General features: G+C 69.2%; 20 protein-coding genes. 12 read left to right on the forward strand and 8 right to left on the reverse strand.

The window, feature by feature from the left end; translation table 11 throughout:
* The first annotated feature begins 210 nt into the window (after window positions 1–210).
* The 6 genes from ACFYO0_RS16775 to mshC all read left to right on the forward strand — a co-directional run bounded on the left by ACFYO0_RS16775 (window position 211) and on the right by mshC (window position 5,936).
* The gene (locus ACFYO0_RS16775) at window positions 211–1,263 is read left to right on the forward strand and encodes an LLM class F420-dependent oxidoreductase (protein WP_388675851.1); all 1,053 of its coding nucleotides are present in this window, start codon (window positions 211–213) and stop codon (window positions 1,261–1,263) included.
* Between the two features lie 251 nt (window positions 1,264–1,514).
* Complete coding sequence (locus ACFYO0_RS16780) at window positions 1,515–2,303, forward strand: ferritin-like domain-containing protein (RefSeq protein ID WP_388675853.1); 789 nt, start codon at window positions 1,515–1,517, stop codon at window positions 2,301–2,303.
* 148 nt (window positions 2,304–2,451) lie between these two features.
* A complete protein-coding gene (locus tag ACFYO0_RS16785; protein WP_386344443.1) occupies window positions 2,452–3,138 on the forward strand; it encodes a histidine phosphatase family protein in 687 nt (228 codons plus the stop codon).
* 99 nt (window positions 3,139–3,237) lie between these two features.
* Window positions 3,238–3,828, forward strand: a complete 591-nt coding sequence (locus ACFYO0_RS16790; protein ID WP_386344444.1) for a DUF3090 domain-containing protein — start codon at window positions 3,238–3,240, stop codon at window positions 3,826–3,828.
* On the forward strand, window positions 3,792–4,604 hold the full coding sequence (locus ACFYO0_RS16795) for an SCO1664 family protein (protein WP_388675856.1): 813 nt from the start codon (window positions 3,792–3,794) through the stop codon (window positions 4,602–4,604). Before ACFYO0_RS16790 ends, ACFYO0_RS16795 begins: the two co-directional genes overlap by 37 nt.
* 102 nt (window positions 4,605–4,706) lie before the next feature.
* Window positions 4,707–5,936 (forward strand): cysteine--1-D-myo-inosityl 2-amino-2-deoxy-alpha-D-glucopyranoside ligase, encoded by a 1,230-nt coding sequence (gene mshC, locus ACFYO0_RS16800; protein ID WP_388675858.1) that lies wholly within the window; start codon window positions 4,707–4,709, stop codon window positions 5,934–5,936.
* Between the two features lie 77 nt (window positions 5,937–6,013).
* On the opposite strand, the gene ACFYO0_RS16805 is transcribed toward mshC, so the two are convergent.
* The 6 genes from ACFYO0_RS16805 to ACFYO0_RS16830 all read right to left on the reverse strand — a co-directional run bounded on the left by ACFYO0_RS16805 (window position 6,014) and on the right by ACFYO0_RS16830 (window position 13,184).
* Window positions 6,014–7,012, reverse strand: coding sequence for a PAC2 family protein (locus ACFYO0_RS16805; protein WP_388675861.1), 999 nt, complete (start codon window positions 7,010–7,012; stop codon window positions 6,014–6,016).
* Window positions 7,013–7,168: 156 nt separating this feature from the next.
* Window positions 7,169–7,840, reverse strand: coding sequence for a FadR/GntR family transcriptional regulator (locus tag ACFYO0_RS16810; protein ID WP_165341565.1), 672 nt, complete (start codon window positions 7,838–7,840; stop codon window positions 7,169–7,171).
* Between the two features lie 172 nt (window positions 7,841–8,012).
* Window positions 8,013–9,629: an FAD-dependent oxidoreductase gene (locus tag ACFYO0_RS16815; protein ID WP_388675864.1), complete on the reverse strand. Its 1,617-nt coding sequence runs from the start codon at window positions 9,627–9,629 to the stop codon at window positions 8,013–8,015.
* Between the two features lie 50 nt (window positions 9,630–9,679).
* Window positions 9,680–11,218, reverse strand: a complete 1,539-nt coding sequence (glpK, locus tag ACFYO0_RS16820; RefSeq protein ID WP_388675867.1) for a glycerol kinase GlpK — start codon at window positions 11,216–11,218, stop codon at window positions 9,680–9,682.
* A 117-nt stretch (window positions 11,219–11,335) separates the two neighbouring features.
* Window positions 11,336–12,124 (reverse strand): MIP/aquaporin family protein, encoded by a 789-nt coding sequence (locus ACFYO0_RS16825; protein WP_388675870.1) that lies wholly within the window; start codon window positions 12,122–12,124, stop codon window positions 11,336–11,338.
* Window positions 12,125–12,419: 295 nt separating this feature from the next.
* Complete coding sequence (locus ACFYO0_RS16830) at window positions 12,420–13,184, reverse strand: IclR family transcriptional regulator (protein ID WP_388675873.1); 765 nt, start codon at window positions 13,182–13,184, stop codon at window positions 12,420–12,422.
* 280 nt (window positions 13,185–13,464) lie between these two features.
* Between ACFYO0_RS16830 and metH the strand changes: the two genes are divergently transcribed.
* The 4 genes from metH (at window position 13,465) to ACFYO0_RS16850 (ending at window position 21,620) form a co-directional block, all read left to right on the forward strand.
* The gene (gene metH / locus ACFYO0_RS16835; protein WP_388675876.1) at window positions 13,465–16,983 is read left to right on the forward strand and encodes a methionine synthase; all 3,519 of its coding nucleotides are present in this window, start codon (window positions 13,465–13,467) and stop codon (window positions 16,981–16,983) included.
* A gap of 185 nt (window positions 16,984–17,168) precedes the next feature.
* The gene (locus ACFYO0_RS16840) at window positions 17,169–17,864 is read left to right on the forward strand and encodes an HAD family hydrolase (RefSeq protein WP_388675878.1); all 696 of its coding nucleotides are present in this window, start codon (window positions 17,169–17,171) and stop codon (window positions 17,862–17,864) included.
* A gap of 460 nt (window positions 17,865–18,324) precedes the next feature.
* Window positions 18,325–19,929 (forward strand): ABC transporter substrate-binding protein, encoded by a 1,605-nt coding sequence (locus ACFYO0_RS16845; RefSeq protein ID WP_388675880.1) that lies wholly within the window; start codon window positions 18,325–18,327, stop codon window positions 19,927–19,929.
* Between the two features lie 107 nt (window positions 19,930–20,036).
* Window positions 20,037–21,620, forward strand: coding sequence for an ABC transporter substrate-binding protein (locus ACFYO0_RS16850; protein WP_388675882.1), 1,584 nt, complete (start codon window positions 20,037–20,039; stop codon window positions 21,618–21,620).
* 86 nt (window positions 21,621–21,706) lie between these two features.
* Here the strand turns inward: ACFYO0_RS16850 and ACFYO0_RS16855 are convergent, their stop codons facing one another.
* A complete protein-coding gene (locus tag ACFYO0_RS16855; RefSeq protein ID WP_030356234.1) occupies window positions 21,707–22,378 on the reverse strand; it encodes a response regulator transcription factor in 672 nt (223 codons plus the stop codon).
* 77 nt (window positions 22,379–22,455) lie between these two features.
* On the reverse strand, window positions 22,456–23,469 hold the full coding sequence (locus tag ACFYO0_RS16860; protein WP_388675885.1) for a RecB family exonuclease: 1,014 nt from the start codon (window positions 23,467–23,469) through the stop codon (window positions 22,456–22,458).
* Between the two features lie 184 nt (window positions 23,470–23,653).
* Here ACFYO0_RS16860 and ACFYO0_RS16865 point away from each other — a divergent pair, with 184 nt between their 5' ends.
* Complete coding sequence (locus tag ACFYO0_RS16865) at window positions 23,654–25,213, forward strand: site-2 protease family protein (RefSeq protein WP_388676572.1); 1,560 nt, start codon at window positions 23,654–23,656, stop codon at window positions 25,211–25,213.
* Window positions 25,214–25,270: 57 nt separating this feature from the next.
* On the forward strand, window positions 25,271–26,173 hold the full coding sequence (locus ACFYO0_RS16870) for a tRNA (adenine-N1)-methyltransferase (RefSeq protein ID WP_388675887.1): 903 nt from the start codon (window positions 25,271–25,273) through the stop codon (window positions 26,171–26,173).
* Window positions 26,174–26,341: the final 168 nt, after the last annotated feature.

Genomic DNA, 26,341 nt, shown 5'->3' on the forward strand with positions numbered 1-26,341 from the left:
TACTGGCCCGAAGTCAGTGCGGGGGGACCCTGTGGACAACCAGGATCACCCGAGCCCGAAGCCGTCCCAGAACCCGTCCCCGGACCCGTCCCAGAACCCGTCCCCGGACCCGTCCCAGAACCCGTCCTCGTCAGTCCTCCCTGCCGCCGGGCCCGAGGGCGCGCTAGGGTGCCGCCCAAGGGACGTTACTGATCAGTAAGGGGATCGGCCATGCAGCTCGGGATCAACCTCGGCTACTGGGGCGCCGGAATGGACGCAGACAATCTCGCCGTGGCCAAGGAGGCCGACCGCCTGGGCTACGCGGTCTGCTGGGCCGCAGAGGCGTACGGCTCGGACGCGGCCACCGTGCTCGCCTGGGTCGCCGCCAAGACCGAGCGCATCGACGTCGGCTCGGCCATCTTCCAGATCCCGGCCCGTCAGCCCGCGATGACCGCGATGACCGCCGCGACCCTCGACTCGCTCTCCGGCGGCCGCTTCCGCCTCGGCCTCGGCGTCTCCGGACCCCAGGTCTCCGAGGGCTGGTACGGGGTCAAGTTCGACAAGCCGCTGGCCCGCACCCGCGAGTACGTCGAGATCATCCGCAAGGCGATGACCCGCGAACGTCTGTCGTACGAGGGCGAGCACTGGACGCTGCCGCTGCCGGACGGCCCGGGCAAGCCCATCAAGCTGACCGTGCACCCGCAGCGCGAGCACATCCCGCTCTACATCGCGGCGATCGGCCCCAAGAACCTGGAACAGACCGGTGAGATCGCCGACGGCGCCCTGCTGATCTTCCCCTCCGCCGAGCACCTGGAGGAGACCACACTGCGGCACCTGCGCGCGGGGCGCGAGAAGGCCGGCCGGACCATGGACGGCTTCGACGTCTGCCCGACGCTGCCGCTCGCTGTCGGCGACGACAAGGACGTGACCACGCTCGCCGACACCTTCCGCCCGTACACCGCGCTGTACGTCGGCGGCATGGGCAGCCCCAAGCAGAACTTCTACAACCAGCTCGCCCGGCGCATGGGTTACGAGAAGGAGGCCGCCGAGATCCAGGAGAAGTACCTGTCCGGCGACAAGCAGGGCGCCGCATCCGCCGTACCGCACGAGTTGATCGACCAGACCACGCTGCTCGGCTCCGTGGACCGGATCGCCGACCGCATGAAGGCCTACGCCGAGGCGGGTGTCACCACGCTCAGCCTGGCCCCCGCGGGTTTCACCCTGGACGAGCGGCTCGCCTCCCTCCGCGCCGGTACCGAGGCCCTCGAACGCGCCGGGCTGTGAGACCGGCCGGAGTATGACATCGGTGTGACACCGGATCGGCAACCGGAAGTTTCTGCGGCCGTGGTGGGGGCTCGGGGGTCGACCCCGCCACGGCCGTCACGGGGAACAACGCGCCGACGGTGCCCGTGGTTACGCGCCGCGGAGGCCGTGGGTGTCCATCGTTCGGAGGATTTGTCCGACACAGGTGTTGCCGCGCCCCTGGTAGCGCATTTGACTCGTTCTTTGCGGAGTTCTGCAGGGAAGGGGCAGTGATGCTTTCGGCCAAGAGTCTGTTCCAGGAGATCCTCGACCACGACGAGTCGTTCCAGCTCTTCTGTTCCATCGCCGCCAGCGGGGAGTCGCAGGGCGGCTGGGAGAACGCGCGCATCGCGGCACTCGTACCAGAGAGCGAGCGCGCGCTCGCACCCAAGATCACCCGCCACGGCGCCGACGAGGACAAGCACGGGCGCATCTTCAACGCCCTCATGAAGAAGCGCGGCCTCGAACCCGTCGAGGTCCCGCCGGCCACCGACTACACCATGCTCCTGGAGAACAACGGCATCGGTCTCGCCCACGAGAAGCTCAAGGGCGACCAGGCGCTCACCGTCCAGGACATCGTCACCTACCTCGCGCACAGCAGGGTCACCGAACAGCGTGCCTCCGAGGAGATGGAGCTCCTCCGCAAGTACTTCGCCGACCACCCCGACATCGGTCGGGCGGTCAAGATGATCTCCCACGACGAGGACAACCACCTGGCGTACTGCCACGAGGAACTGCTGCGCTTCGCGGCAGCGGGCCACGGCCGGATGATCCAGCGCACCCTGCGCGAGTGCGCGCTCGCCGAGATCCGCATCTACCGGGACGTCAGCCTCGCCGTGATGGCCAACATGGGGCGCATTCTCGGCTGGTCGAAGGCCAAGTCCGGTGTCCTCGCCGCGGGTATCCACGCCATCTACCTGTACGAGCGGCTCGGCGGCTGGCGCCGCATGGTCTCCCTGGAGATGCCCGAGCGTCGCGACGCCCTGAGCGGACCGGAATCGGCGGCTCCCGAGTTCGCGTAACGGCGTGAGCCACGCGCGCGTGCCGCTCGTGCACAACACGAGTACGGGGCACGCGCGCGTGGAGCCCGACGAGTGACCCCGCGGTACTCCGGTACTCCGGTACCTCCCGAACCGTGGCACATCACGGCGGCGGCTTACGCTGGGCCGCATGCCCACGCTGATCCTTGTCCGGCACGGACGTTCCACCGCCAACACCGCGGGACTGCTCGCCGGGTGGACGCCCGGCGTATCCCTCGACGAGCGCGGCGCCGAACAGGCCGCCGCGCTGCCCGGGCGGCTCGCCGGGCTGCCGATATCCGAGGTCGTCACCAGCCCCCTGCAGCGCTGCCAGGAGACCCTGCGGCCCCTGCTCGACGCCCGGCCCGAACTGCGCGCGCACACCGACGAGCGCATCGGGGAGTGCCACTACGGCGACTGGTCGGGGCGCAAGCTCGCCGAGCTGAAGGACGAGCCGCTGATGGAGGTCGTACAGGCGCATCCGTCCGCCGCGGCGTTCCCCGGCGGCGAGTCCATGCGGGCGATGCAGACCCGGGCCGCCGAAGCCGTACGCGAGTGGAACGCGCGCGTGGAGCGCGATCACGGCTCCGACGCCGTCTACCTCATGTGCTCCCACGGCGACATCATCAAGTCCCTCGTCGCGGACGCACTGGGGCTTCATCTGGATCTCTTCCAGCGGATTTCCGTAGAACCGTGTTCCATCACCGCGATCCGCTACACACGGCTGCGGCCATTTCTCGTACGCCTCGGGGACACCGGCGATTTCGCCTCCCTCGCACCGCACGAGGAGCCCCCGGGCGGTGACGCCACGGTCGGTGGCAGTGCGGGCGCACCGTGATCGTCGGCCGCAGTAGGGTGAAGCGGTCGAAGCAGCGCAGCAGTTGCCGGCAGCACACGCAGTCGATGGCAGAAGCACTCGATCCAATGGAGACAGGACGTGTCCCGTCAGGTGTTCCTCTATGACCCACCGGACCGTTTCGTGGCCGGTACGGTCGGGCTGCCCGGGCGCCGTACCTTCTTCCTGCAGGCCACGGCCGGACCCCGGGTGACCAGCGTGGCTCTGGAGAAGACGCAGGTGGCGGCGCTCGCCGAGCGGATGGACGAGCTTCTCGACGAGGTCGTACGACGTACGGGAGGCAGTGCGGCCGTCCCGGCGGTGGCCCCGACGGAGGTCTCCGACACCGCCCCTCTGGAGGCTCCCGTGGAGGAGGAGTTCCGGGTCGGCACCATGGCGCTGGCCTGGGACGGTGACGAACAGCGCATGATCGTCGAGGCGCAGGCACTCGTCGAGCTGGACGCCGACTCGGAGGAGGACCTCGCCGCAGCCGAGGAGAGGCTCCTGCAGGACGAGGAGAACGGCCCGCCGATGCTCCGGGTCCGCCTCACCGGCGCACAGGCCAGGGCCTTCGCCAAGCGCGCCCTCGACGTCGTCAACGCGGGACGGCCGCCCTGCCCGCTGTGCAGTCTCCCGCTCGATCCGGAAGGACACGTATGTCCGCGCCAGAACGGATACCGCCGCGAGGCGTGAGCACGGCCGAGCTGCTCGCCGAGGGCGAGCTGTCGGTGCGCGGCCAGGTGCGTGAGGCCTCCAACGCGGTCCTCCTGTGCGATGTGACGTACGAGGACCGCACCGAGCCCTGCGTCTACAAGCCGGTCGCCGGCGAGCGCCCGCTGTGGGACTTCCCCGACGGGACCCTCGCCCAGCGGGAGGTCGCCGCCTACGAGGTGTCCGAGGCGACCGGCTGGGGACTCGTCCCCGCCACCGTGCTGCGCGACGGGCCGTATGGCGAGGGCATGTGCCAGCAGTGGGTCGAGCCGGTGCCCGGTGCCGAGCTGCTCGCGCTGGTCGACGGTGAGGAGCCCGGCGAGGGCTGGAAGGCCATCGGGTTCGCCGAGGTCGGTCAGGGGCGTACGGCGCTGCTCGTGCATGCCGACGACGAGCGGCTGCGCAGGCTCGCCGTACTCGACGCCGTGATCAACAACGCCGACCGCAAGGGTGGGCATCTGCTGCCCACCAGTGAGGGGCTGCTGTACGGCATCGACCACGGAGTGACTTTCAACACCGAGAACAAGCTGCGCACGCTGCTGTGGGGCTGGGCGGGGCAGAAACTCACCCCTGAGGCCGTCGACGTTCTCGGGGGACTCAAGGACGCACTCGAGGGGGCGCTGGGCCTGCGGCTGGCCGAGCTCATCACTCCGGCCGAACTGGACGCCACGCGCGCGCGTGTCATCGATCTGCTCACCACGGGACGGCACCCGGAGCCCTCGGGGGAGTGGCCCGCGATCCCGTGGCCGCCCGTGTAGCACGCCGACGCACAGGGCAGCCGCGTACGCAAGAAGGCCTTCCCGGCCGCCGGTGCCCGATGCGGTTCGTATGCGGAAGATGCGTCCGGTTAGGCTCAAGACATGTATGCCTGGCCCGCTTCTGAGGTCCCCGCCCTGCCCGGACAGGGCCGCGACCTCCGGATCCACGACACCGCGACCGGGGGTCTGATCACCCTCGATCCCGGACCCGTCGCCCGTATCTACGTCTGCGGCATCACTCCGTACGACGCGACCCACCTCGGTCACGCGGCGACCTACAACGCGTTCGACCTCGTTCAGCGCGTGTGGCTCGACACCAAGCGGCAGGTTCACTACGTGCAGAACGTGACGGACATCGACGATCCGCTTCTCGAGCGCGCCGCCCGGGACGACGTCGACTGGGTGGCGCTCGCCGAGAAGGAGACCGCCCTCTTCCGCGAGGACATGACCGCCCTGCGGATGCTGCCCCCGAAGCAGTACATCGGCGCCGTCGAGGCGATACCCGGGATCGTCCCGCTCGTCGAGCGGCTGCGCGACGCGGGAGCCGCGTACGAACTCGAGGGCGACGTCTACTTCTCCGTGGAGGCGGACCCGGACTTCGGGAAGGTGTCCGGGCTGGACGCCGCCGCGATGCGGCTGTTGTCCGCCGAGCGCGGCGGCGACCCGGAGCGGGCGGGCAAGAAGAATCCGCTCGACCCGATGCTGTGGATGGCCGCCCGGGAGGGCGAGCCCAGCTGGGACGGCGCCTCGCTCGGCAGGGGCCGGCCCGGCTGGCACATCGAGTGCGTCGCGATCGCCCTCGACCACCTGGGCATGGGCTTCGACGTCCAGGGCGGCGGATCCGATCTGGCCTTCCCGCACCACGAGATGGGCGCCTCACACGCGCAGGCGCTGACCGGGGAGTTCCCCTTCGCGCAGGCGTATGTGCATGCCGGCATGGTCGGGCTCGACGGCGAGAAGATGTCGAAGTCCAAGGGCAACCTCGTCTTCGTGTCGAAGCTGCGGCGCGACGGAGTCGACCCGGCGGCCATCCGGCTCGCCCTGCTCTCGCACCACTACCGGGCCGACTGGGAGTGGACCGACCAGGTCCTCCAGGACGCCCTCGCGCGTCTGGAGCGCTGGCGGGCCGCCGTGTCGCGGCCCGACGGACCGGCCGCCGACGCGCTCGTCGAGGAGATCCGCGAGGCCCTCGCGAACGACCTGGACGCTCCCGCCGCGCTCACCGCCGTCGACCGCTGGGCCGCCCTCCAGCAGGAACAGGGCGGCACCGACGAGGGCGCCCCCGGTGTCGTATCGCGTGCCGTGGACGCGCTCCTGGGGGTGGCCCTGTAAGGCTGCCGAGGAGGTTCGGAAGCAACCAAGGGCGGTGCGTCGCGTACGCACCGCCCTTGTGGTCCCGCTCCTCCGGTTCAGTCCTCCGACGAGTCGTCAGCCGTGCCCTCGTCATCGGCCTCCGGACGCTGCGGCTTCGACGGCCGGGGACGGCCGCCCGGGTTGTCCCTCAGGAACGGGGCGGGGTCACCGCTCTCCGTGGCATGACCGCCGGCCTGGCCCGTCGCCGGGCCGCTGCCGTCCCGCCGCCGCAGATAGCGCTCGAACTCGCGGGCGATCGCGTCGCCCGAGGCCTCGGGAAGCTCGGCGGTGTCCCGGGCCTCCTCCAGCGACTGAACGTACTCGGCGACCTCGCTGTCCTCCGCGGCCAGCTGGTCCACGCCCAGCTGCCAGGCCCGCGCGTCCTCGGGCAGCTCGCCCAGCGGGATACGCAGGTCGATGAGGTCTTCCAGGCGGTTGAGGAGGGCCAGCGTCGCTTTCGGGTTCGGCGGCTGGGAGACGTAGTGCGGCACAGCCGCCCACAATGAGACCGCCGGTACGCCCGCGTGCGTGCATGCCTCCTGGAGGATGCCGACGATGCCCGTCGGCCCCTCGTACTTGGTCTCCTCAAGGTCCATGGTGCGGGCCAGGTCCGCGTCGGACGTGACGCCGCTGACGGGGACCGGACGCGTGTGCGGGGTGTCGCCGAGCAGGGCGCCCATGATCACCACCAGCTCCACGCCCAGCTCATGGGCGAAGCCCAGGATCTCGTTGCAGAACGAACGCCAGCGCATGGACGGTTCGATACCGCGGACCAGGACCAGGTCACGCGGCTTTTCTCCGCCGACCCGGACCACGGAGAGCCGGGTCGTCGGCCAGGTGACCTTGCGTACGCCGCCGTCCAGCCACACCGTGGGCCGGTTGACCTGGAAGTCGTAGTAGTCCTCGGCGTCGAGCGCCGCGAAGACCTCGCCCTTCCACTCCCTGTCGAGATGCGCGACCGCGGTGGAAGCGGCGTCGCCGGCGTCGTTCCAGCCCTCGAACGCGGCCACCATGACCGGGTCGACCAGCTCGGGAACCCCCTCGAGCTCGATCACCCAGCGCCTCCTTCCGACGTGCCCTCACGTACGCCCCAACCTTACGGCGTGCGTGCGGGGCGCCCGCAGCCCCCTTACATGGGGGAGTGAACGCATCACTGCCCCGTTCGCCACCCCGGAACACCCCCCACTCATCCGAGCTGTGATCGCCCTTCCTCACAGGGTGCTGCGCAGCCACTGCTCCACGCTCGCGATGTGCACCGTCGCCCAGGAGCGGGCCGCCTCCGCGTCGCGGTCCCGCAGGGCCGCGAGGATCGCGCGGTGCTCGTGCAGGGTGCGGCTGACCGCGTCCTCCTGGGTCAGCCCGCGCCAGATGCGGGCCCGCGTGGTGGGCCCGGAGAGACCGTCGAGGAGCGAGCAGAGCACGGAGTTGCCGGAGCTCTGCACGATGCCGCGGTGGAACTCCAGGTCGCAGGCGACGAGTTCCTCCACCGACGGCGCGGCGCCCAGCGCGTCCAGTTGGGCCGTGAGCGCGTCGATCTGCTGCTCGCTGATGCGCAGGGCGGCCATCGAGGTCGCGGCCGGCTCCAGGATGCGGCGTACGGCCAGGAACTCCAGGACCGTGTCGTCGCGGTGGAAGTCGACGACGAAGCTCAGCGCCTCCAGGAGAAGTTGCGGGTCCAGGCTGGTGACGTAGGTGCCGTCGCCCTGCCGCACGTCCAGGATGCGTATCAGGGAGAGCGCCCGTACGGCCTCCCGCAGGGAGTTGCGGGACAGGCCCAGGTCCGCGGCGAGTTCGCTCTCCTTGGGAAGCCGGTCGCCGGGGCGCAGCGCGCCGGAGACGATCATTCCCTTGATCTTTTCGATCGCCTCATCGGTGACTGCCATGGCGGGCCTCCCTGTCGATCAGATATGTCGCTCAGACATCCGATGTCTCATTATGGGGCTTCGACGGTCCTGGTGAGGCCTGCGCGGGGACGAGAATCCACGACATGTACGACATGGGGGAGGGGCGGCTCCCTTGAGTGGAAGCCGCCCCTCGAAGGGGAGTGCGTGCCCCCTACTTCCTGTCGAACAGATCCTGCACGTGGCCGCGGACCTCGTCCGTCGCGAGCCCGCGGATCGTCAGCGTCGTACGGCGGCGCAGCACATCGTCCGCCGTCTCGGCCCACTCGTTGTCCCGGGCGTAGACGACCTGCGCCCAGATCTCCGGGGCGTCCGGGTGGACCCGCTCGGCGAGTTCCGGGTCGTCGTTCGCGAGGCGGGCGATGTCGAAGGCCAGCGAGCCGTAGTGCGTGGCCAGGTGCCTGGCGGTGTCCGGCGCCATGCGCGGCCCCGGTGCCGGGTGGTCGACGAGCAGACGGTGCGCGACCGCGCGCGGGTTGGCGACGCCCGGCAGCGGCAGCTTCTTCGGCAGCTCGGAGACCGGCTCGAAGTCCTCGCCGAGCGGACGGCCCGGCAGGGACTCCAGCTTCTTCATGACCGTACGGCCGATGTGGCGGAAGGTCGTCCACTTGCCGCCCGCGACGGACAGCATGCCGCCCGCGCCCTCGGTGACGACCGTCTCCCGCTTGGCCTTCGAGGTGTCGCCGGGCCCGCCGGGCAGGACGCGCAGACCCGCGAAGGAGTACGTGATCAGGTCACGGGACAGCTGCTGGTCACGGATCGAGAAGGCGGCCTCGTCAAGGATCTGCGCGATGTCCTTCTCGGTGACCGCGACGTCCGCGGGATCGCCCTCATACGCCTCGTCGGTCGTGCCGAGCAGCAGCATGTCCTCCCAGGGGAGGGCGAAGGTGATGCGGTACTTGTCGATCGGGGTGGCCAGCGCGGCCTTCCACGGCGAGGTCCGCTTGAGCACGAGGTGCGCGCCCTTCGACAGACGTATGGAAGGCGCCGCGTTCGCGTTCTCCATCCGGCGCAGGTGGTCGACCCACGGCCCTGTCGCGTTGAGCACAAGGCGCGCCGACACCCCGAACTCGCTGCCGTCGAGGCGGTCGCGCAGTTCGGCGCCGCTCACCCGGCCCTTGGTGAAGCGCAGCCCGGTCACCTCGGCGTGGTTCAGTACGACGGCACCCGACTCGACGGCCGCGCGGACCGTCATCAGCGCCATCCGGGAGTCGTTCATCTGGTCGTCGCCGTACACGGCCACGGCCCTGAGGTTGTCCGTACGCAGCTCGGGCACGTCCTGCGCGGCCTTCGAAGGCGAGAGCAGGTGCCCGACACCATCACCGAACGCCGACAGCGCGGAGTAGGCGAAGACGCCCGCTCCGAGCTTCGCCGCGCCGTGCGGCCCGCCCTTGTACACGGGGAGGTAGAACGTGAGCGGGTTCGCCAGGTGGGGGGCCACCTGGCGGGAGACCGCACGGCGCTCGAAGTGGTTCTCCGCGACCAGCTTCACCGCGCCGGTCTGCAGATAGCGCAGACCGCCGTGGAGCAGCTTGGAGGAGGCGGAGGAGGTGGCACCGGCGAAGTCGCCGGCGTCGACCAGCGCCACCCGCAGCCCGGACTGCGCGGCATGCCAGGCGGTGGAGATGCCCAGGATGCCGCCGCCGATGACGAGGAGGTCGTACGTCGCCTTGGAGAGCCGCTCCCGGGTCTCGGCGCGACTCGGGTGAAAGCCGGAGGCCGGGCGGGTACCGAGGGCAGGTACGGACTGCAGGGTGGACTGACTGGTCATGCGGATTCTTACTCCTTGTCAGAGCTTCTCGGAGCTCTCGTCAGCTCTCGTCAGCTCTCGTCCTCGAGCCAGCCCATGGTCCGCTCCACGGCCTTGAGCCAGCTCTTGTACTCGCGGTCGCGGGTCTCCGCGGCCATGTTGGGGGTCCACTCGGCGGCCCGGCGCCAGTTGGCGCGCAGGTCGTCGGTGCTGTTCCAGAAGCCGACGGCGAGGCCGGCGGCGTAGGCGGCGCCGAGGCAGGTGGTCTCGGCGACCATCGGGCGCACCACGGGGGCGTCCAGGAAGTCCGAGAGGGTCTGCATCAGCAGGTTGTTGGAGGTCATGCCGCCGTCGACCTTGAGAGCGGCGAGTTCGACGCCGGAGTCCTTGGTCATGGCGTCGCTGATCTCACGGGTCTGCCAGGCGGTGGCCTCCAGCACGGCACGGGCGATGTGCGCCTTGGTGACGTACCGGGTCAGGCCGGCGATCACACCGCGGGCGTCGGGGCGCCAGTACGGGGCGAACAGGCCGGAGAACGCCGGGACGAAGTAGGCGCCGCCGTTGTCCTCCACGGACGAGGCCAGGGTCTCGATCTCTGCGGCCGTGCTGATCAGGCCCATCTGGTCGCGCATCCACTGCACCAGCGCGCCGGTGACGGCGATGGAGCCCTCCAGGGCGTAGACCGGCGCCTGGTCGCCGATCCGGTAGCCGACCGTGGTCAGCAGGCCCGAGTAGGAGTTGATGATCTTGTCACCGGTGTTCATCAGCATGAAGGTGCCGGTGCCGTACGTCGACTTGGCCTCGCCCTCGGAGAAGCAGGTCTGGCCGAACAGGGCCGCCTGCTGGTCGCCGAGCGCGGAGGCCACCGGGATGCCGCCGAGCAGGTCGCCCAGCTTGCCGCCGGTGATCTCGCCGTACACCTCGGCGGAGGAGCGGATCTCGGGCAGCATCTGCATCGGCACGCCGATGGATTCGCAGATCTTCTCGTCCCACTGCATCGTGTGCAGGTTCATGAGGAGGGTGCGGGAGGCGTTGGTGACGTCGGTGACGTGGTGGCCGCCGTCGACACCGCCGGTGAGGTTCCAGATGACCCAGGAGTCCATGGTGCCGAAGAGGATGTCGCCGGCCTCGGCGCGCTCCCGCAGGCCCTCGACGTTGTCGAGCAGCCAGCGAGCCTTCGGGCCTGCGAAGTACGACGCGAGCGGCAGGCCCGTCTCGCGGCGGAAGCGGTCCTGGCCGACGTTGCGGCCGAGTTCCCTGCAGAGGGCGTCGGTGCGGGTGTCCTGCCAGACGATGGCGTTGTGGACGGGCTCACCGGTGTTCTTGTCCCACAGCAGCGTGGTCTCGCGCTGGTTGGTGATGCCGATGGCCTTGATGTCGTCGCGGGTGATGCCGGCCTTCTCGATGGCACTGGCCACGACTTCCTGGACGTTGGTCCAGATCTCGGCGGCGTTGTGCTCGACCCAGCCCGGCTTGGGGAAGATCTGCTCGTGCTCCTTCTGGTCGACGGAGACGATCCGGCCGTCCCGGTCGAAGACGATGCAACGGCTGGAGGTGGTGCCCTGGTCGATGGCGGCGATGAAGGGACCTGCGGTGTGGGCGTCGGTCACGGTGTGCTCCTGAAATTCCGTGGTCAAAGGTGCGGTCTGAGGGGCTGGCTTACTGCGCTGGTTTACGGCTCGCTCGCGGCTTACAAGTGAACGTACGACCGTCGGGGGCCTACGGCTCTAAGCAAAAGCGACGTTGTAGATACCGGCGGCGATCGCTCCGCCGATCAGCGGACCGACGACCGGTATCCAGGCGTAGCCCCAGTCGGAACCGCCCTTGTTGGGCAGGGGCAGCAGGGCGTGGACGATTCGCGGGCCGAGGTCACGCGCCGGGTTGATGGCATACCCGGTCGGACCGCCCAGCGAGAGGCCGATGCTGACGACCACGAGCGCGGTGATCAGCGCGCCGAGGGTGCCGAGGCCCTTGCCGCTGTCGTTCAGGCCCTGGGTGAGGACCGCGAGCACCAGCACGACCGTGCCGATGATCTCCGTGGCGAGGTTCTGCGCGGCGACGCGGATCTCGGGACCGGTGGAGAAGATGCCGAGCACCGGGCCGGCCGCAGCCTCCCGCGCCTCGACGGACTTGGTGTCCTGAGCGCCGGGACCGCCGACGATCTCACGGTCGGTGAGGTGGGCGTGGAACTGTCCGTAATACGCGACCCAGACCAGCGCCGCGCCGATCATGGCGCCGAGGAGCTGTCCCGCCCAGTAGGTGGGGACGTCGCCCCATTCGCCGTCCTTGATGGCGATGCCGAGCGTGACGGCGGGGTTCAGGTGGGCACCGGAGAGGGGCGCCGAGGTGTAGACGGCGGTGAGTACCGCGAAGCCCCACCCGAAGGTGATGGCGAGCCATCCGGCGTTACGCGCCTTGGAGGCCTTCAGTGTGACGGCGGCGCAGACCCCGCCGCCGAGGAGGATGAGTATGGCGGTACCGATGGTCTCGCCGATGAAGATGTCGGAGCTGGACACCCGCGACTCCTTTGTCCTTCGTCCAGGGGAAAGCCGAACCCCGGGTCCCTCCGGTGGTCCGCGCTCTCGAGGATGAGAGCGATGCCGGCCCTTGGCGTTGCCACACTCTAGCGCGTATTGCCGGTAGGTGTTCGACAATGCCGACCGATGGACGCGAGTCTTGTCCCAGGCTCAGCCGCACGTCAAGAGCTCTGCTGCCGAATCTCTCGCCGACCTCGTGATCGTTACTGATCGACAGAGGGCCGGGGCATCGACGATGCCCCGGCCCTCTGTCCTGCTGGTCTCCCGCGGACGCTCAGAACCGCCCGGCGCCCAGGTCCCGCGACACGGCGCGGGCGCAGTCCCGTACCGCCGCGATCAGCCCGGGACGCAGCTCCCCGTTCGTGCAGAACCGCTCCACGGCCCCGGTGACGCCCACAGCGCCGACCGGCATTCGCCGCCGGTCGTGGATGGGCGCGGCGACGGAGGCGATGCCCTCCCAGGTCTCCTCCACGTCGGCCGCGAAGCCACGCGCGCGCGTGAGGTCCAGGACCTCCTCCAGGGCATCCGACTCGCATACGGTGCGCGCCGTGAACTCCTTGCGCTCGGCCTCCAGGACCTCGGTGTGCGCCACCGGGTCGTACGCCGACAGCACCTTGCCCAGTGCCGTGGAGTGCAGCGGCTGCATGGCACCGACCTCCAGGACCTGACGGCTGTCGTCGGGCCTGAAGACGTGGTGCACGATCAGCACTCCGTGCTGGTGCAGGACTCCCAGATAGACACTCTCGCCGCTGGAGCGGGCCAGATCGTCCGTCCAGACGAGGGCGCGCGCCCGCAGTTCGTGGACGTCCAGGTACGTGGTGCCGAGCCGCAGCAGTTCCGCGCCCAGCTGATAGCGCCCGGAGGCGGCGTCCTGCTCGACGAAGCCCTCCTGCTGGAGCGTGCGGAGTATGCCGTGGGCGGTGCCCTTGGCGAGACCGAGCGAGGAGGCGATGTCCGACAGGCCGAGCCGTCGCTCACCGCCCGCGAGGAGCCGCAGCATCGCGGCCGCCCGTTCGAGCGACTGGATGTTCCGTGCCATCGCAGTCCTGCCTCCGTCCCCTTCGACCGTCGACATGCGGGCTCCGGTGCCGCTGTTCGACAATGCTGAACACTATCGGTCGTTGCCGACCTCCCGCCAATGGGCGGCCGTCTGTTGTCGGTCACGATTCCGGCCGGAGCCCCACCGGAGCCTGGCTCGCAACGCCGTCCGTCCCGTGGACTCTCCTGACCGTCCCAGCCGCTCCCGGCTACGCTGGCTGAGTGCGTCCTCCGCCGGAAGCCGCATAGCCGACAGCCGTCGCACCACAGGGAGCTCTTTCATGGCCTCGTCGCCAACCCCTTCCGCCGACAGCCGGACCCGCATCGCCGCCCTTCGTGAGGCGCTCGCCACCCGTGTGGTGGTGGCCGACGGCGCCATGGGAACGATGCTGCAGGCCCAGGACCCGACCCTCGAGGATTTCGAGAACCTCGAGGGCTGTAACGAGATCCTGAACGTCACGCGCCCCGACATCGTGCGTTCCGTCCACGAGGAGTACTTCTCCGTCGGCGTCGACTGCGTCGAGACGAACACCTTCGGTTCGAACCACTCAGCTGCCGGCGAGTACGAGATCGCCGACCGGATCTTCGAGCTGTCCGAGGCGGGCGCCCGGATCGCCCGCGAGGTCGCCGACGAGTTCGGCGCCAGGGACGGTCGCCAGCGCTGGGTCCTCGGCTCGATCGGCCCGGGCACCAAGCTGCCGTCGCTCGGCCACACCGCGTACGACGTACTGCGTGACGGCTACCAGCAGAACGCCGAGGGCCTGCTCGCCGGTGGCGCGGACGCCCTGATCGTGGAGACTACGCAGGACCTGCTGCAGACCAAGTCAAGCCTGATCGGTGCGCGCCGCGCGATGGATGCCGTGGGCATCGACGTGCCACTGATCTGCTCGCTCGCCTTCGAGACCACGGGCGTCATGCTGCTCGGTTCGGAGATCGGTGCGGCGCTGACCGCCCTGGAGCCGCTCGGTATCGACCTGATCGGCCTGAACTGCTCGACCGGCCCGGCCGAGATGAGCGAGCACCTCCGCTATCTGGCCCGCCACTCGCGGACACCGCTGATGTGCATGCCGAACGCGGGTCTGCCGGTGCTGACCAAGGACGGCGCGTACTTCCCGCTGACGGCCCCTGAGATGGCCGACGCCCAGGAGAACTTCGTACGCGACTACGGCCTCTCACTGGTCGGCGGCTGCTGCGGCTCGACGCCCGAGCACCTGCGCCAAGTCGTCGAGCGTGTACGCGATCTGGCCCCGGCCGAGCGCCACCCGCAGCCCGAGCCCGGTGCCGCCTCCCTCTACCAGACCGTGCCGTTCCGTCAGGACACCGCTTACATGGCGATCGGTGAGCGCACCAACGCCAACGGCTCGAAGAAGTTCCGCGAGGCCATGCTGGAGGGCCGCTGGGACGACTGCGTGGAGATGGCCCGCGAGCAGATCCGCGAGGGCGCCCACATGCTGGACCTGTGCGTGGACTACGTGGGCCGTGACGGCGTCGCCGACATGGAGGAACTGGCCGGCCGCTTCGCCACTGCTTCCACGCTGCCGATCGTGCTGGACTCCACCGAGGTCGACGTCATCAAGGCCGGCCTGGAGAAGCTGGGTGGCCGTGCGGTCATCAACTCGGTCAACTACGAGGACGGCGACGGCCCCGAGTCCCGGTTCGCGAAGGTCACCAAGCTCGCGCAGGAGCACGGTGCCGCGCTGATCGCGCTGACCATCGATGAGGAAGGGCAGGCCCGTACGCCGGAGCACAAGGTCGCGATCGCCGAGCGGCTGATCGCCGACCTGACCGGCAACTGGGGCATCCACGAGTCGGACATCCTCATCGACACCCTGACCTTCACTATCTGCACCGGCCAGGAGGAGTCCCGCAAGGACGGCATCGCCACCATCGAGGCGATCCGCGAACTCAAGCGCCGCCACCCGGATGTGCAGACCACGCTGGGCCTGTCGAACATCTCCTTCGGCCTCAACCCGGCCGCCCGCGTCCTGCTCAACTCGGTCTTCCTGGACGAGTGCGTCAAGGCGGGCCTGGACTCGGCGATCGTCCACGCGTCGAAGATCCTCCCGATCGCCCGCTTCACCGAGGAAGAGGTCCAGACGGCCCTCGACCTGATCTACGACCGCCGCGCCGAGGGATACGACCCGCTCCAGAAGCTCATGGCCCTGTTCGAGGGCGCCACCACCAAGTCCCTGAAGGCGGGCCGCGCCGAGGAACTGGCCGCACTGCCGCTGGACGAGCGCCTCAAGCGCCGCATCATCGACGGCGAGAAGAACGGTCTCGAACAGGACCTGGACGACGCGCTCCAGGAGCGCCCTGCCCTGGACATCGTCAACGAGACCCTCCTTGACGGCATGAAGGTGGTCGGCGAACTGTTCGGCTCCGGCCAGATGCAGCTGCCGTTCGTGCTCCAGTCCGCCGAGGTGATGAAGACCGCGGTCGCCTACCTCGAACCGCACATGGAGAAGGTCGAGGGCGACGAGGCCGGCAAGGGCACCATCGTGCTCGCCACCGTGCGCGGCGACGTGCACGACATCGGCAAGAACCTGGTCGACATCATCCTGTCCAACAACGGCTACAACGTGGTCAACCTGGGCATCAAGCAGCCCGTCTCCGCGATCCTGGAGGCCGCCGAGGAGCACAAGGCCGATGTCATCGGCATGTCCGGCCTCCTGGTCAAGTCCACGGTGATCATGAAGGAGAACCTGCAGGAGCTCAACCAGCGCAAGATGGCCGCCGACTACCCCGTCATCCTCGGCGGGGCGGCACTGACCCGGGCGTACGTCGAACAGGACCTGCACGAGATCTACGAGGGCGAAGTCCGCTACGCCCGCGACGCGTTCGAGGGTCTGCGGCTGATGGACGCGCTGATCGGCGTCAAGCGGGGTGTGCCGGGGGCATCCCTGCCCGAGCTGAAGCAGCGCCGGGTCAGGGCCACCGCCCAGACCGTCGTCGAGGAACGCCCCGAGGAGGGCGCGGTCCGCTCCGACGTGGCCATCGACAACCCCATCCCGGAGCCGCCGTTCTGGGGCACCCGCGTCATCAAGGGCATCCAGCTCAAGGAGTACGCCTCCTGGCTGGACGAAGGCGCGCTGTTCAAGGGCCAGTGGGGCCTGAAGCAGGCGCGTACGGGCGATGGCCCCACGTACGAGGAGCTGGTGGAGACCGAGGGCAGGCCCCGGCTGCGCGGGTGGCTGGACCAGTTGCAGCGGGACAATCTGCTGGAGGCGGCCGTGGTCTACGGCTACTTCCCGTGCGTGTCCAAGGACGACGACCTGATCCTGCTGGACGAGGCGGGCAACGAGCGCACCCGCTTCACCTTCCCGCGTCAGCGCCGTGGCCGCAGGCTGTGCCTGGCCGACTTCTTCCGCCCCGAGGAGTCAGGCGAGACGGACGTGGTCGGCCTCCAGGTCGTCACCGTCGGTTCCCGGATCGGCGAGGAGACGGCGAAGCTGTTCGCCTCCGACGCCTACCGCGACTACCTCGAACTGCACGGCCTGTCCGTGCAGTTGGCGGAGGCCCTGGCGGAGTACTGGCACGCGCGCGTCCGTTCCGAACTCGGCTTCGCCGGTGAGGACCCGGCCGACATCGAGGACATGTTCGCGCTGAAGTACCGCGGCGCCCGCTTCTCGCTGGGCTACGGCGCCTGCCCGGACCTGGAGGACCGCGCCAAGATCGCCGAACTGCTGGAGCCCGAGCGGATCGGCGTCCAGCTGTCCGAGGAGTTCCAGCTCCACCCGGAGCAGTCCACGGACGCGATCGTCATTCACCACCCCGAGGCAAAGTACTTCAACGCTCGCTGAGCTGAGACTGAGGCGGGGCTCGCGAGGGCACGCTGAGATGGCCGCACGGCGGGCCTACAGTGTGCCCTCGCACACCTCGGTCAAACGCAGCGCTTCCGCTGCGAGAGTCGTACACTGGTCGGTCCAGCGCAGGCCGGTTCCTCACAAGGAACCGGCCTTCTCGTCCCTCTCGGAGGTGTGCCCGGATGACCAGTACGGTTCCCGCACTCGGTACCCGTACGGCCGAAGGCTCCGCCTTGCAGGCCGTGCTCCTCGACATGGACGGAACCCTGGTGGACACCGAGGGCTTCTGGTGGGACGCCGAAGTCGAGGTGTTCGCGCGCCTCGGCCACAGGCTCGACGACTCCTGGCGTCATGTCGTGGTCGGCGGTCCCATGACCCGCAGCGCGGGTTTCCTCATCGAGGCCACCGGAGCCGACATCACCCTCGCCGAGCTCACGGTGCTGCTGAACGACGGGTTCGAGGACCGTATCGGCCGCGCCCTGCCGCTGATGCCGGGCGCCGCGAGGCTGCTCGCCGAACTGGTCGCGCACGAGATCCCCACGGCTCTGGTCTCCGCCTCGCACCGCCGCATCATCGACCGCGTACTTACTTCGCTCGGCCCGGGAAACTTCGGGCTGACCGTCGCGGGGGACGAGGTCGAGCGCACCAAGCCGCACCCCGACCCGTATCTGCTCGCGGCAGGCGGCCTCGGCGCGGACCCGGCCAGGTGCGTGGTCATCGAGGACACCGCGACGGGGATCGCGTCCGCCGAGGCCGCGGGCTGCCATGTGGTGGCCGTACCCTCCGTGGCACCGATCACCCCGGCCGCCCGGCGCACCGTCGTGCCCTCGCTGGAAGAGGTCGACCTGTCCTTCCTGCGTGGTCTGCTGACGATGTGAGCACTGCTCGCGGACGCGAATGTGACGGGCGCTCACCCTGGGTGAAAGTTGAATACGAGATAAAACCATAATCAACTACGTGTGCAGGCCATCTGAGTAATTCAATCTTCGCCAAATGGCTGAATCGCTATGCCACTCGACCCGGTGGATCCTGTGACGTTTACCACCCGCTAACACGGTCGACATGGGTCCGGCGATATGCCGTAAGCCTCTTACCGGCAGTACGGGACGTGACCTTGTGTCCCGATTGATGGAGACGTGCGCGAATCTTCCGGTGTCGGGTTTTCGGTGCGTCCACGCCCGGTTTCGCAGCGTGACGGGGAGTCAACTCCGTTAACGGCGAGATGTCCTGGTGGTGCGGACTAATCTCATGGCGAGAACATCGCCGTAACACCCGTGACCCGCCTGCAACACCCCGGCTTGCCGGTTCACGGATCGAAAGCTCTGGAGAACGTCGAGCATGAACCGTAAGACCTTGGTGCTGCCGGCCCTGATCGGCCTGCTCGCCCCGGTCCTCGCCGCATGTGGCGGATCCGGCAACGGGGGCGGTAGCGACGACGCCATCGTCGTGGGCACCACCGACCGGTTCGCCTCCTCGAAGGAGGCCCCCGCGCCGCTGGACCCGGCCTACGCGTACGACGTCGGCACCTGGAACGTGCTGAGGCAGACCCTCCAGACGCTGATGACCCTGCCCGATGGCGGCGGCGACCCCCAGCCCGAGGCCGCCCAGCGCTGTGGCTTCAGCGACTCCGGTAACGAGCGGTACGCGTGCACCCTGCGCGAAGGTCTCAAGTTCGCGAACGGCGAGCCCATCACCGCGGACGATGTGAAGTTCTCCATCGAACGTGCGCTGCGGATCCAGGCCGACAGCGGAGTCTTCGCCCTTCTCTCGAACATCGACACCATCGAGACCAAGGGCGACCGTGAGGTGATCTTCCACCTCAAGACCTCCGACGCCACATTCCCGTTCAAGCTGTCGACGCCGGTCGCGGGCATCGTCAACCCCGACGACTACGACAAGAACAAGCTGCGCGACGGCTTCGCGGTGGACGGCTCCGGCCCGTACACCCTCGAGGCCGAGGTCAAGAACGACGAACTCGTGAACGCCGTCTTCACCAAGAACCCCGACTACAAGGGGAACTTGAAGGTGAAGAACGAAAAGGTCGAGTTGCGCTCCTTCGACAGCGCCGAGGCCATGGGTACCGCGCTCGACAAGGGCGACATCAGCGTGATGACCCGCACCATGACGCCCGCTCAGATCAGGAAGCTCCAGAACGCCAAGTCCACGAGCATCGACCTGATCGAGCAACCCGGCCTGGAGATCCGCTACCTGGGCTTCAACACCAACGACCCGTCGGTGAAGTCCAAGGCCGTCCGCCAGGCGATGGCGCAGGTCATCAACCGCGGTGAACTCGTCTCCGATGTGTACGGCACCGGCGCCGAACCGCTGTACTCCATGGTGCCGACCACCGTCACCGGCCATGCCAACTCGTTCTTCAACAAGTACGGCGAGCCCGACACCGCCAAGGCCAAGGCCCTGCTGTCCGAGGCGAACGTCACCACGCCGGTGAAGCTGACCCTGCACTACACGGACGACCACTACGGGCCCGCCACCAAAGAGGAGTTCGAGCTGCTGAAGAAGCAGCTGAACGACAGCGGACTGTTCGAGGTCGACATCAAAGGCGAGAAGTGGGCGACGTACCAGCCGAACGAGCGGAAGGGCAAGTACGAGGTCTACGGCATGGGCTGGTTCCCGGACTTCCCCGACGCCGACAACTACCTCGCGCCGTTCCTCGACAGGAACAACACCATCGGCTCGCCCTACGCGAACCCCGAGATCCGTAACACCCTGATCCCGGAGTCCCGTCGGCAGGCCGACCGGCTCACCGCGTCGCGGAGCATCGAGGAGATCCAGAACATCGTCGCCGAGGACGTCCCCATGCTCCCCCTGTGGCAGGGCAAGCAGTACATCGCCGCCCGGGACGATGTCACCGGCGCCGAACGGACCCTCAACTCCTCCTCCTCGCTCCAGCTTTGGGAGCTGGGCCGCGGCGCCGGCCGCTGACCCACCGCGCCGTCAGCAGCCCGCCCCACGCGACGATGGCGGCTGACCGGGCTTCTCTCGATTTCGCAAACCCTCGATTTCTCAGACCGACGACAAGGCACACGTACGTGAACATGCGCACCACATGGCCGGTTCTGTCCATAGCGACAGCGCTGGCAGGCACTCTGCTGACCGGCTGCGGCTCCCAGTCGGGTGACTCCGGCGGCACCGGCTCGTCCGTCGTCATCGGGATGACCGACGAGGTCCTGGCCACCGACCCCGCCTCGGGCTACGACCCGGGTTCCTGGCTGTTGTTCAACAACGTCTTCCAGTCCCTGCTGAGCTTCCCCAAGGGCGGCACGGAACCGGAGCCGGAAGCCGCGAAGTCGTGCTCCTTCACGGACGGGGACACCAGGGTCTATAAGTGCACCCTGCGCGACGGCCTGAAGTTCAGCAACGGTGACGAACTCACCTCCGAGGACGTCAAGTTCTCCTTCGACCGCATGATGAAGATCAACGACGCCGACGGCCCCGCGATCATGTTCCCCATGCTCGACAAGGTCGAGACGCCGGACGAGAAGACGGTCGTCTTCCAACTGAAGGTCCCCGACGCCACCTTCCCCAGCAAGATCGCCTCCGGCGCCGGCTCGATCGTGAACCACCAGGAGTACGACGCGGACGGGCTGCGCGAGGACGGCGAGGCCGTCGGCTCGGGCCCGTACCAACTCGACTCCTTCAGCGAGGACGAGGCCGTGTTCTCGGTCAACGAGAACTACGAAGGCAACGCCGACGTGCAGAACTCCGGCGTGACCCTCAAGTTCTTCCATGGCGACCGCTCCCGCCTGCGCAAGGCCCTCACCGACACCAAGGTCGACGTCGCCTACCGCGGGCTCGCCGCCCAGGACGTCGCGGACATCGAGAACGACACGTCCACCAGCCAGGGCATCGACGTCATCGAGGGCTCCAGCGCCGAGGTGCAGCACCTGGTCTTCAACACCCAGGACCCGGTCGCGGGCAAGCTGAGCGTCCGCAAGGCGATCGCCCACCTCCTCGATCGCGAGGCCCTCGTCGAGGAGGTCTACGACTCCACGGCGACACCGCTGTACTCGATCATCCCGGCCGGCATCACCGGCCACAACACGGCCTTCTTCGACACCTACGGCGCCCGCCCCTCGCGCACCAAGGCCGAGGACGAGCTGCGTGCCGACGGCATCACCGAGAAAGTGAAGCTGACCCTCTGGTCGACGCCGACCCGCTACGGCCCGTCCACGGACCAGGAGTTCGAGGCGATCGCCGAGCAGCTCAACGCCAGCGGCCTGTTCGACGCGAGCGTGAAATCGGTCGCCTACGACCAGTACGAGAAGGACATCGAGGCCGGCAAGTACGGCGTGTACGTGAAGGGCTGGGTGCCGGACTACCCCGACCCGGACAACTTCACGGCCCCGTTCTTCGGCGAGGGCAACGTGCTCGGCAACGGCTACACGAACTCCAAGGTCACCGGGCAGCTCATCCCCGAGACCGCCGCCCTGAGCGACCGCTCCTCGACCGAGCAGCAGTACGGGCAGCTCCAGGACATCGTCGCCGAGGAAGTCCCGGTCCTCCCGATCTGGCAGGCCAAGCAGTACGCGGTCGTTCGCGACAACGTGTACGGCCTGGAGTACTGCCTGGACGCGTCGACCGTGTTCCGGTTCTGGGAGATCAGCAAGGACTGACGGTCTGCCGGTTGTGCGTATACGGCGATGGCCGCCCCTGTTCTTCGGAAAGGGGCGGCCATCGCCGTATACGGGTGCGCGGTCGGTCACTGCGCGCCGGGGCGCACCAGTCCGCTCTCGTACGCGTACACCGCCGCCTGTACGCGGTCACGCAGGCCCAGCTTGGTGAGGACGTGGCCCACGTGTGTCTTGACCGTGGTCTCGCTGACGAAGAGGTCTGCGGCGATCTCCGCGTTCGACAAGCCGCGGGCCACCAGCTTCAGCACCTCGACCTCCCGATCGGTCAGCGTGTGCAGGGTGTCCGGCACCGGCTCGTCACCCGAGGGCAGATGCCCCGCGTACTTGTCGAGCAGCCGGCGTGTGATGCTCGGCGCGAGCATCGCCTCGCCCGCGGCGACCACGCGGATCGCCTGCACCAGCTCGTTGGCCGGGGCGTCCTTGAGCAGGAAGCCGCTGGCGCCCGCACGCAGTGCTTCCACCACGTACTCGTCGAGGTCGAAGGTGGTCAGCACCAGGACCTTCGCGGGTCCGTCCCGGCCGGGGCCGGTGATCTGCCGGGTCGCCTCGACACCGTCCATCCGCGGCATACGGATGTCCATCAGAACCACATCGGGCTGCAGGGCACGTACCTGGTCGAGTGCCTGGAGGCCGTCTCCGGCCTCGCCGACGACCGCGATGTCCTGCTCCGCCTCCAGGATCATCCGGAAGCCGGTTCGCAGCAGCGGCTGGTCGTCGACCAGTAGGACACGGATGGCCACGTAAGTCTCCTTCGCTAGTCCGGCCCCATTCTGCCCTGTTGGGCTCCGCCAGGGTCGGGCGCCCTGACCGGCAGCGGCTACGTCTCGCGAGGGGCGGCCCCCGGACCCCCGGCCGAGTCCGGGTCCGGTGCCCTGACCGGGAGCGACTGCGTCTCCAGGGGGGCGGCCCCCGGACCCCCCGCCGAGTCCGTGTCGGGCGCCCTCACCGGCAGCGGATAGGGCGGGGGAGTGCCACCGAATTCCGGGCATACCGCCTGGTGGTCGCACCAGCCGCACAGTTTGGTGGGCCGCGGTCGCCAGTCGCCGGTCTCGGTGGCCAGCCGGATCGCGTCCCACAGTGCGTGCAGCTTGCGCTCGACCCGCTCCAGGTCGGCGACCAGCGGGTCGTACGTCAGGACGTCACCGCTGCCGAGATAGACGAGCTGGAGGCGGCGCGGGACGACCTTCTTCAGGCGCCAGACCACCAGGGCGTAGAACTTCATCTGGAACAGCGCGCCCTCGGCGTATTCCGGTCTTGGCGCCTTGCCCGTCTTGTAGTCCACGATCCGCACCTCGCCCGTCGGCGCCACATCGACCCGGTCGATGATGCCGCGCAACTTCAGGCCCGAGTCGAGCTGGGCCTCCACGAACAGCTCGCGCTCGGCGGGTTCGAGGCGGGTCGGGTCCTCCAGCGTGAACCAGCGCTCGACAAGCTGCTCGGCCTCGGCGAGCCAGCGAGCCAGCCGCTCGCCCGCCGCCTGCTCGTCGGCGTCGGTGAACAGCTCGGCCAGCTCCGGCTTCGCCGTACGCAGCCGGTCCCACTGACCTGGGATCAGCGACTTCGCGCGTGGCACCGTGCGCTCGGTGGCCGGGGCGTCGAAGAGCCGCTCCAGGACCGAGTGGACCAGCGTGCCGCGCGTAGCCGCCTCGCTGGGCTTCTCGGGCAGCTTGTCGATCACCCGGAACCGGTACAGCAGCGGACACTGCATGAAGTCACCCGCACGCGACGGCGACAACGAGGCCGGGGGCACGGCCACAGTGGCCTTGGACGAGGTGCCGGAGCCCATGCCGCTGTCCGGTCGCGCGACACCTTCGTCGGTACTGGTTTCCATGACGACAGACCTTACGGCGCGCCACTGACAACGCCACACACAGTGACCTGCAGGATGTGCACAACGGGCGGGAAACAGTGGGGGTGCCGGGGCGAAACGCACCGCGACGGCCGCATACCATCGACGGCAGAACCTCTCGCCCTGCATGATCGTGAGCGGGAGACGCGTCGAACGAGGGGACATCGTGGACGAGAGCGGCGGGAGCGGGCAGCCGCGATCCGGAACGGACGGAGCGACCGAGCACCCCGCGATGCCGGACGCCACCACCGCACACCCGCGCCCCGATGGGGACTCGGCCAACGACGACCGCCGCCCGGACCCCACCGACACCACCGCCCCCAACGACCCGACGGACACGATGGCTTGGGAGAAGCAGCCCTCATCCACCCGCCGCTCCGGCAGGACGGGGGACGCCGCAGGCCCCTCGGCTGCGGGCGTCCCGCCCGGAGAGCAGGACGGCTCGATGGAGTCGGCTGTGGCCCGCCGAGGTGGCGAGGGCACGGATGGTTCCGGCCCCGACGGCGGTGGCCCGGACGCTCGGCCCCCTGCGGGAAGCGGCGGCTCCGGACCCCAGCCGCCACCGCGCCGCAAGGGACCCGGTGGCGGGCTGCTCATGGGCCGCCCGTTCGGGGTGCCCGTGTACGTCGCGCCCAGCTGGTTCCTCGTCGCGGCACTCATCACCTGGGTCTTCGGCGGCCAGCTCGAGCGCGTACTGCCCGAACTCGGCGGCGCCCGCTACCTCGTGTCCCTCTTCTTCGCGGTCGCCTTCTACGCCTCCGTACTCGTCCACGAACTGGCCCACACGGTCGCCGCCCTGCGCTTCAAACTGCCGGTGCGCCGCATCCAGCTGCAGTTCTTCGGCGGCGTCTCCGAGATCGAGAAGGAGTCCGAGACCCCGGGCCGCGAGTTCATCCTCGCCTTCGTCGGCCCCTTGCTCTCCCTCGTCCTCGCCGGCCTCTTCTACCTCGCCCTGCTGACCGTCGAGCCGGGCACCGTGCCGGGCGTACTGCTGGCCGGCCTGATGATCTCCAACCTGATCGTCGCCGCGTTCAACCTGCTCCCCGGCCTGCCCCTCGACGGCGGCCGTATGCTCCGCGCCGTCGTCTGGAAGATCACCGGCAAGCCGATGAGCGGCACCATCGCCGCCGCCTGGGTCGGCCGCGCCCTCGCGATCTCCGTACTGATCGGGCTGCCCCTGCTCACCCAGTCCGGCGCGCTCGGCGCCGAAGCCGAGGACATCGGCGGCATGGACACCGTCATGGACGCCCTGCTCGCCGCGATCCTCGCCGCGATCATCTGGACCGGCGCCGGAAACAGCCTCCGCATGGCCCGGCTCAGGGAACACCTCCCGGAGCTGCGCGCCCGCTCACTCACCCGCCGTGCCGTCCCCGTACAGACCGACACCCCGCTCTCCGAAGCGCTGCGCCGCGCCAACGACGCCGGCGCCCGCGCCCTGGTCGTGGTCGACGCCCACGGGGAACCCCTCTCCCTCGTCCGTGAGGCCGCCATCGTCGGCGTACCGGAGCACCGCCGCCCCTGGGTCGCGGTCAGCGGCCTCGCCCAGGAACTCACCGACGGCATGCGGATCTCCGCCGAACTCGCGGGCGAGGAGCTCCTCGACGTCCTGCGGGCCACCCCCGCCACCGAGTACCTGGTGGTGGAGGAGTCCGGCGAGATCTACGGTGTCCTGTCCGCGGCCGACGTCGAGCGCGCTTTCGTGAAGGCCATGGCCAGACCCAGCTGAACTCAGGCGCACGCGCGCGTGGTCCGCGGCCCGCGCCCAGGCCGGTAGGCTGGTCACATGTCCGAACCGACCGGTGCCGCCCGCCGACGCGGGCCCTTCAAGGTCGGGGACCAGGTCCAGCTCACTGACCCCAAGGGACGCCACTACACGTTCACGCTCGAAGCCGGGAAGAACTTCCACACCCACAAGGGGTCCTTCCCGCACGACGAGCTGATCGGCGCCCCCGAGGGCAGCGTTGTCCGCACCACGGGGAACGTCGCCTACCTCGCGCTGCGCCCCCTGCTCCCCGACTACGTCCTGTCCATGCCCCGCGGCGCCGCCGTGGTCTACCCCAAGGACGCGGGGCAGATCCTGTCCTTCGCCGACATCTTCCCCGGCGCCCGCGTCGTGGAAGCCGGTGTCGGCTCGGGCTCGCTCAGCAGCTTCCTGCTACGCGCCATCGGCGACCACGGCATGCTGCACAGTTACGAGCGCCGCGCCGACTTCGCCGAGATCGCCCAAGCCAACGTGGAGCGCTACTTCGGCGGCCCGCACCCCGCCTGGCAGCTCACGGTCGGCGACCTCCAGGACAACCTGTCGGACACGGACGTCGACCGTGTGATCCTCGACATGCTGGCTCCCTGGGAGTGCCTGGAGGCCGTCTCCAAGGCACTCGTCCCCGGCGGCATCCTGTGCAGCTACGTCGCGACCACCACCCAGCTCGCCCGGACCGTCGAGTCCATCCGCGAGATCGGCTGCTTCAACGAGCCGACCGCCTGGGAGACGATGATCCGCAACTGGCACATCGAGGGCCTCGCCGTCCGCCCCGACCACCGCATGATCGGGCACACCGGGTTCCTGCTCACCGCCCGCCGCCTCGCCGACGGCGTCGAACCCCCCATGCGCCGCCGCCGTCCCGCCAAGGGCGCATACGGCGAGGACTACGCCGGTCCTAACGCTGACGGAGGCGCCGGCCGCTGAGGCGGCTGCGTGCCGCATACAACGCGCAAGCGCCGTGGGGGGGGTGGCCCCGCCCCCCCCCCCCCCCCCCCCCCCCCCGTTTTTTTTTTAACCCGCCCCAAACGCCCCCCCCCCCCCTGCCCCCCCCCGGGTCGGGATGGGACCATCAGGGGCCCCCCCCCCCCCCCC

The sequence above is a fragment of the Streptomyces sp. NPDC006365 genome (assembly GCF_042870755.1).
GTDB classification, from domain to species: Bacteria; Actinomycetota; Actinomycetes; order Streptomycetales; family Streptomycetaceae; genus Streptomyces; species Streptomyces xiangluensis.

Bases quoted from the DNA above. Each gene is read 5' to 3' on its own strand.
- ACFYO0_RS16780 (WP_388675853.1), top strand. From the start codon at position 1,515: ATGCTTTCGGCCAAGAGTCTGTTCCAGGAGATCCTCGACCACGACGAG.
- ACFYO0_RS16870 (WP_388675887.1), top strand. From the start codon at position 25,271: ATGTCCGAACCGACCGGTGCCGCCCGCCGACGCGGGCCCTTCAAGGTC.
- ACFYO0_RS16785 (WP_386344443.1), top strand. From the start codon at position 2,452: ATGCCCACGCTGATCCTTGTCCGGCACGGACGTTCCACCGCCAACACC.
- metH (WP_388675876.1), top strand. From the start codon at position 13,465: ATGGCCTCGTCGCCAACCCCTTCCGCCGACAGCCGGACCCGCATCGCC.
- ACFYO0_RS16810 (WP_165341565.1), bottom strand. From the start codon at position 7,840: ATGGCAGTCACCGATGAGGCGATCGAAAAGATCAAGGGAATGATCGTC.
- ACFYO0_RS16775 (WP_388675851.1), top strand. From the start codon at position 211: ATGCAGCTCGGGATCAACCTCGGCTACTGGGGCGCCGGAATGGACGCA.
- ACFYO0_RS16815 (WP_388675864.1), bottom strand. From the start codon at position 9,629: ATGACCAGTCAGTCCACCCTGCAGTCCGTACCTGCCCTCGGTACCCGC.
- ACFYO0_RS16830 (WP_388675873.1), bottom strand. From the start codon at position 13,184: ATGGCACGGAACATCCAGTCGCTCGAACGGGCGGCCGCGATGCTGCGG.
- mshC (WP_388675858.1), top strand. From the start codon at position 4,707: ATGTATGCCTGGCCCGCTTCTGAGGTCCCCGCCCTGCCCGGACAGGGC.
- ACFYO0_RS16840 (WP_388675878.1), top strand. From the start codon at position 17,169: ATGACCAGTACGGTTCCCGCACTCGGTACCCGTACGGCCGAAGGCTCC.
- ACFYO0_RS16845 (WP_388675880.1), top strand. From the start codon at position 18,325: ATGAACCGTAAGACCTTGGTGCTGCCGGCCCTGATCGGCCTGCTCGCC.
- ACFYO0_RS16860 (WP_388675885.1), bottom strand. From the start codon at position 23,469: ATGGAAACCAGTACCGACGAAGGTGTCGCGCGACCGGACAGCGGCATG.
- ACFYO0_RS16795 (WP_388675856.1), top strand. From the start codon at position 3,792: ATGTCCGCGCCAGAACGGATACCGCCGCGAGGCGTGAGCACGGCCGAG.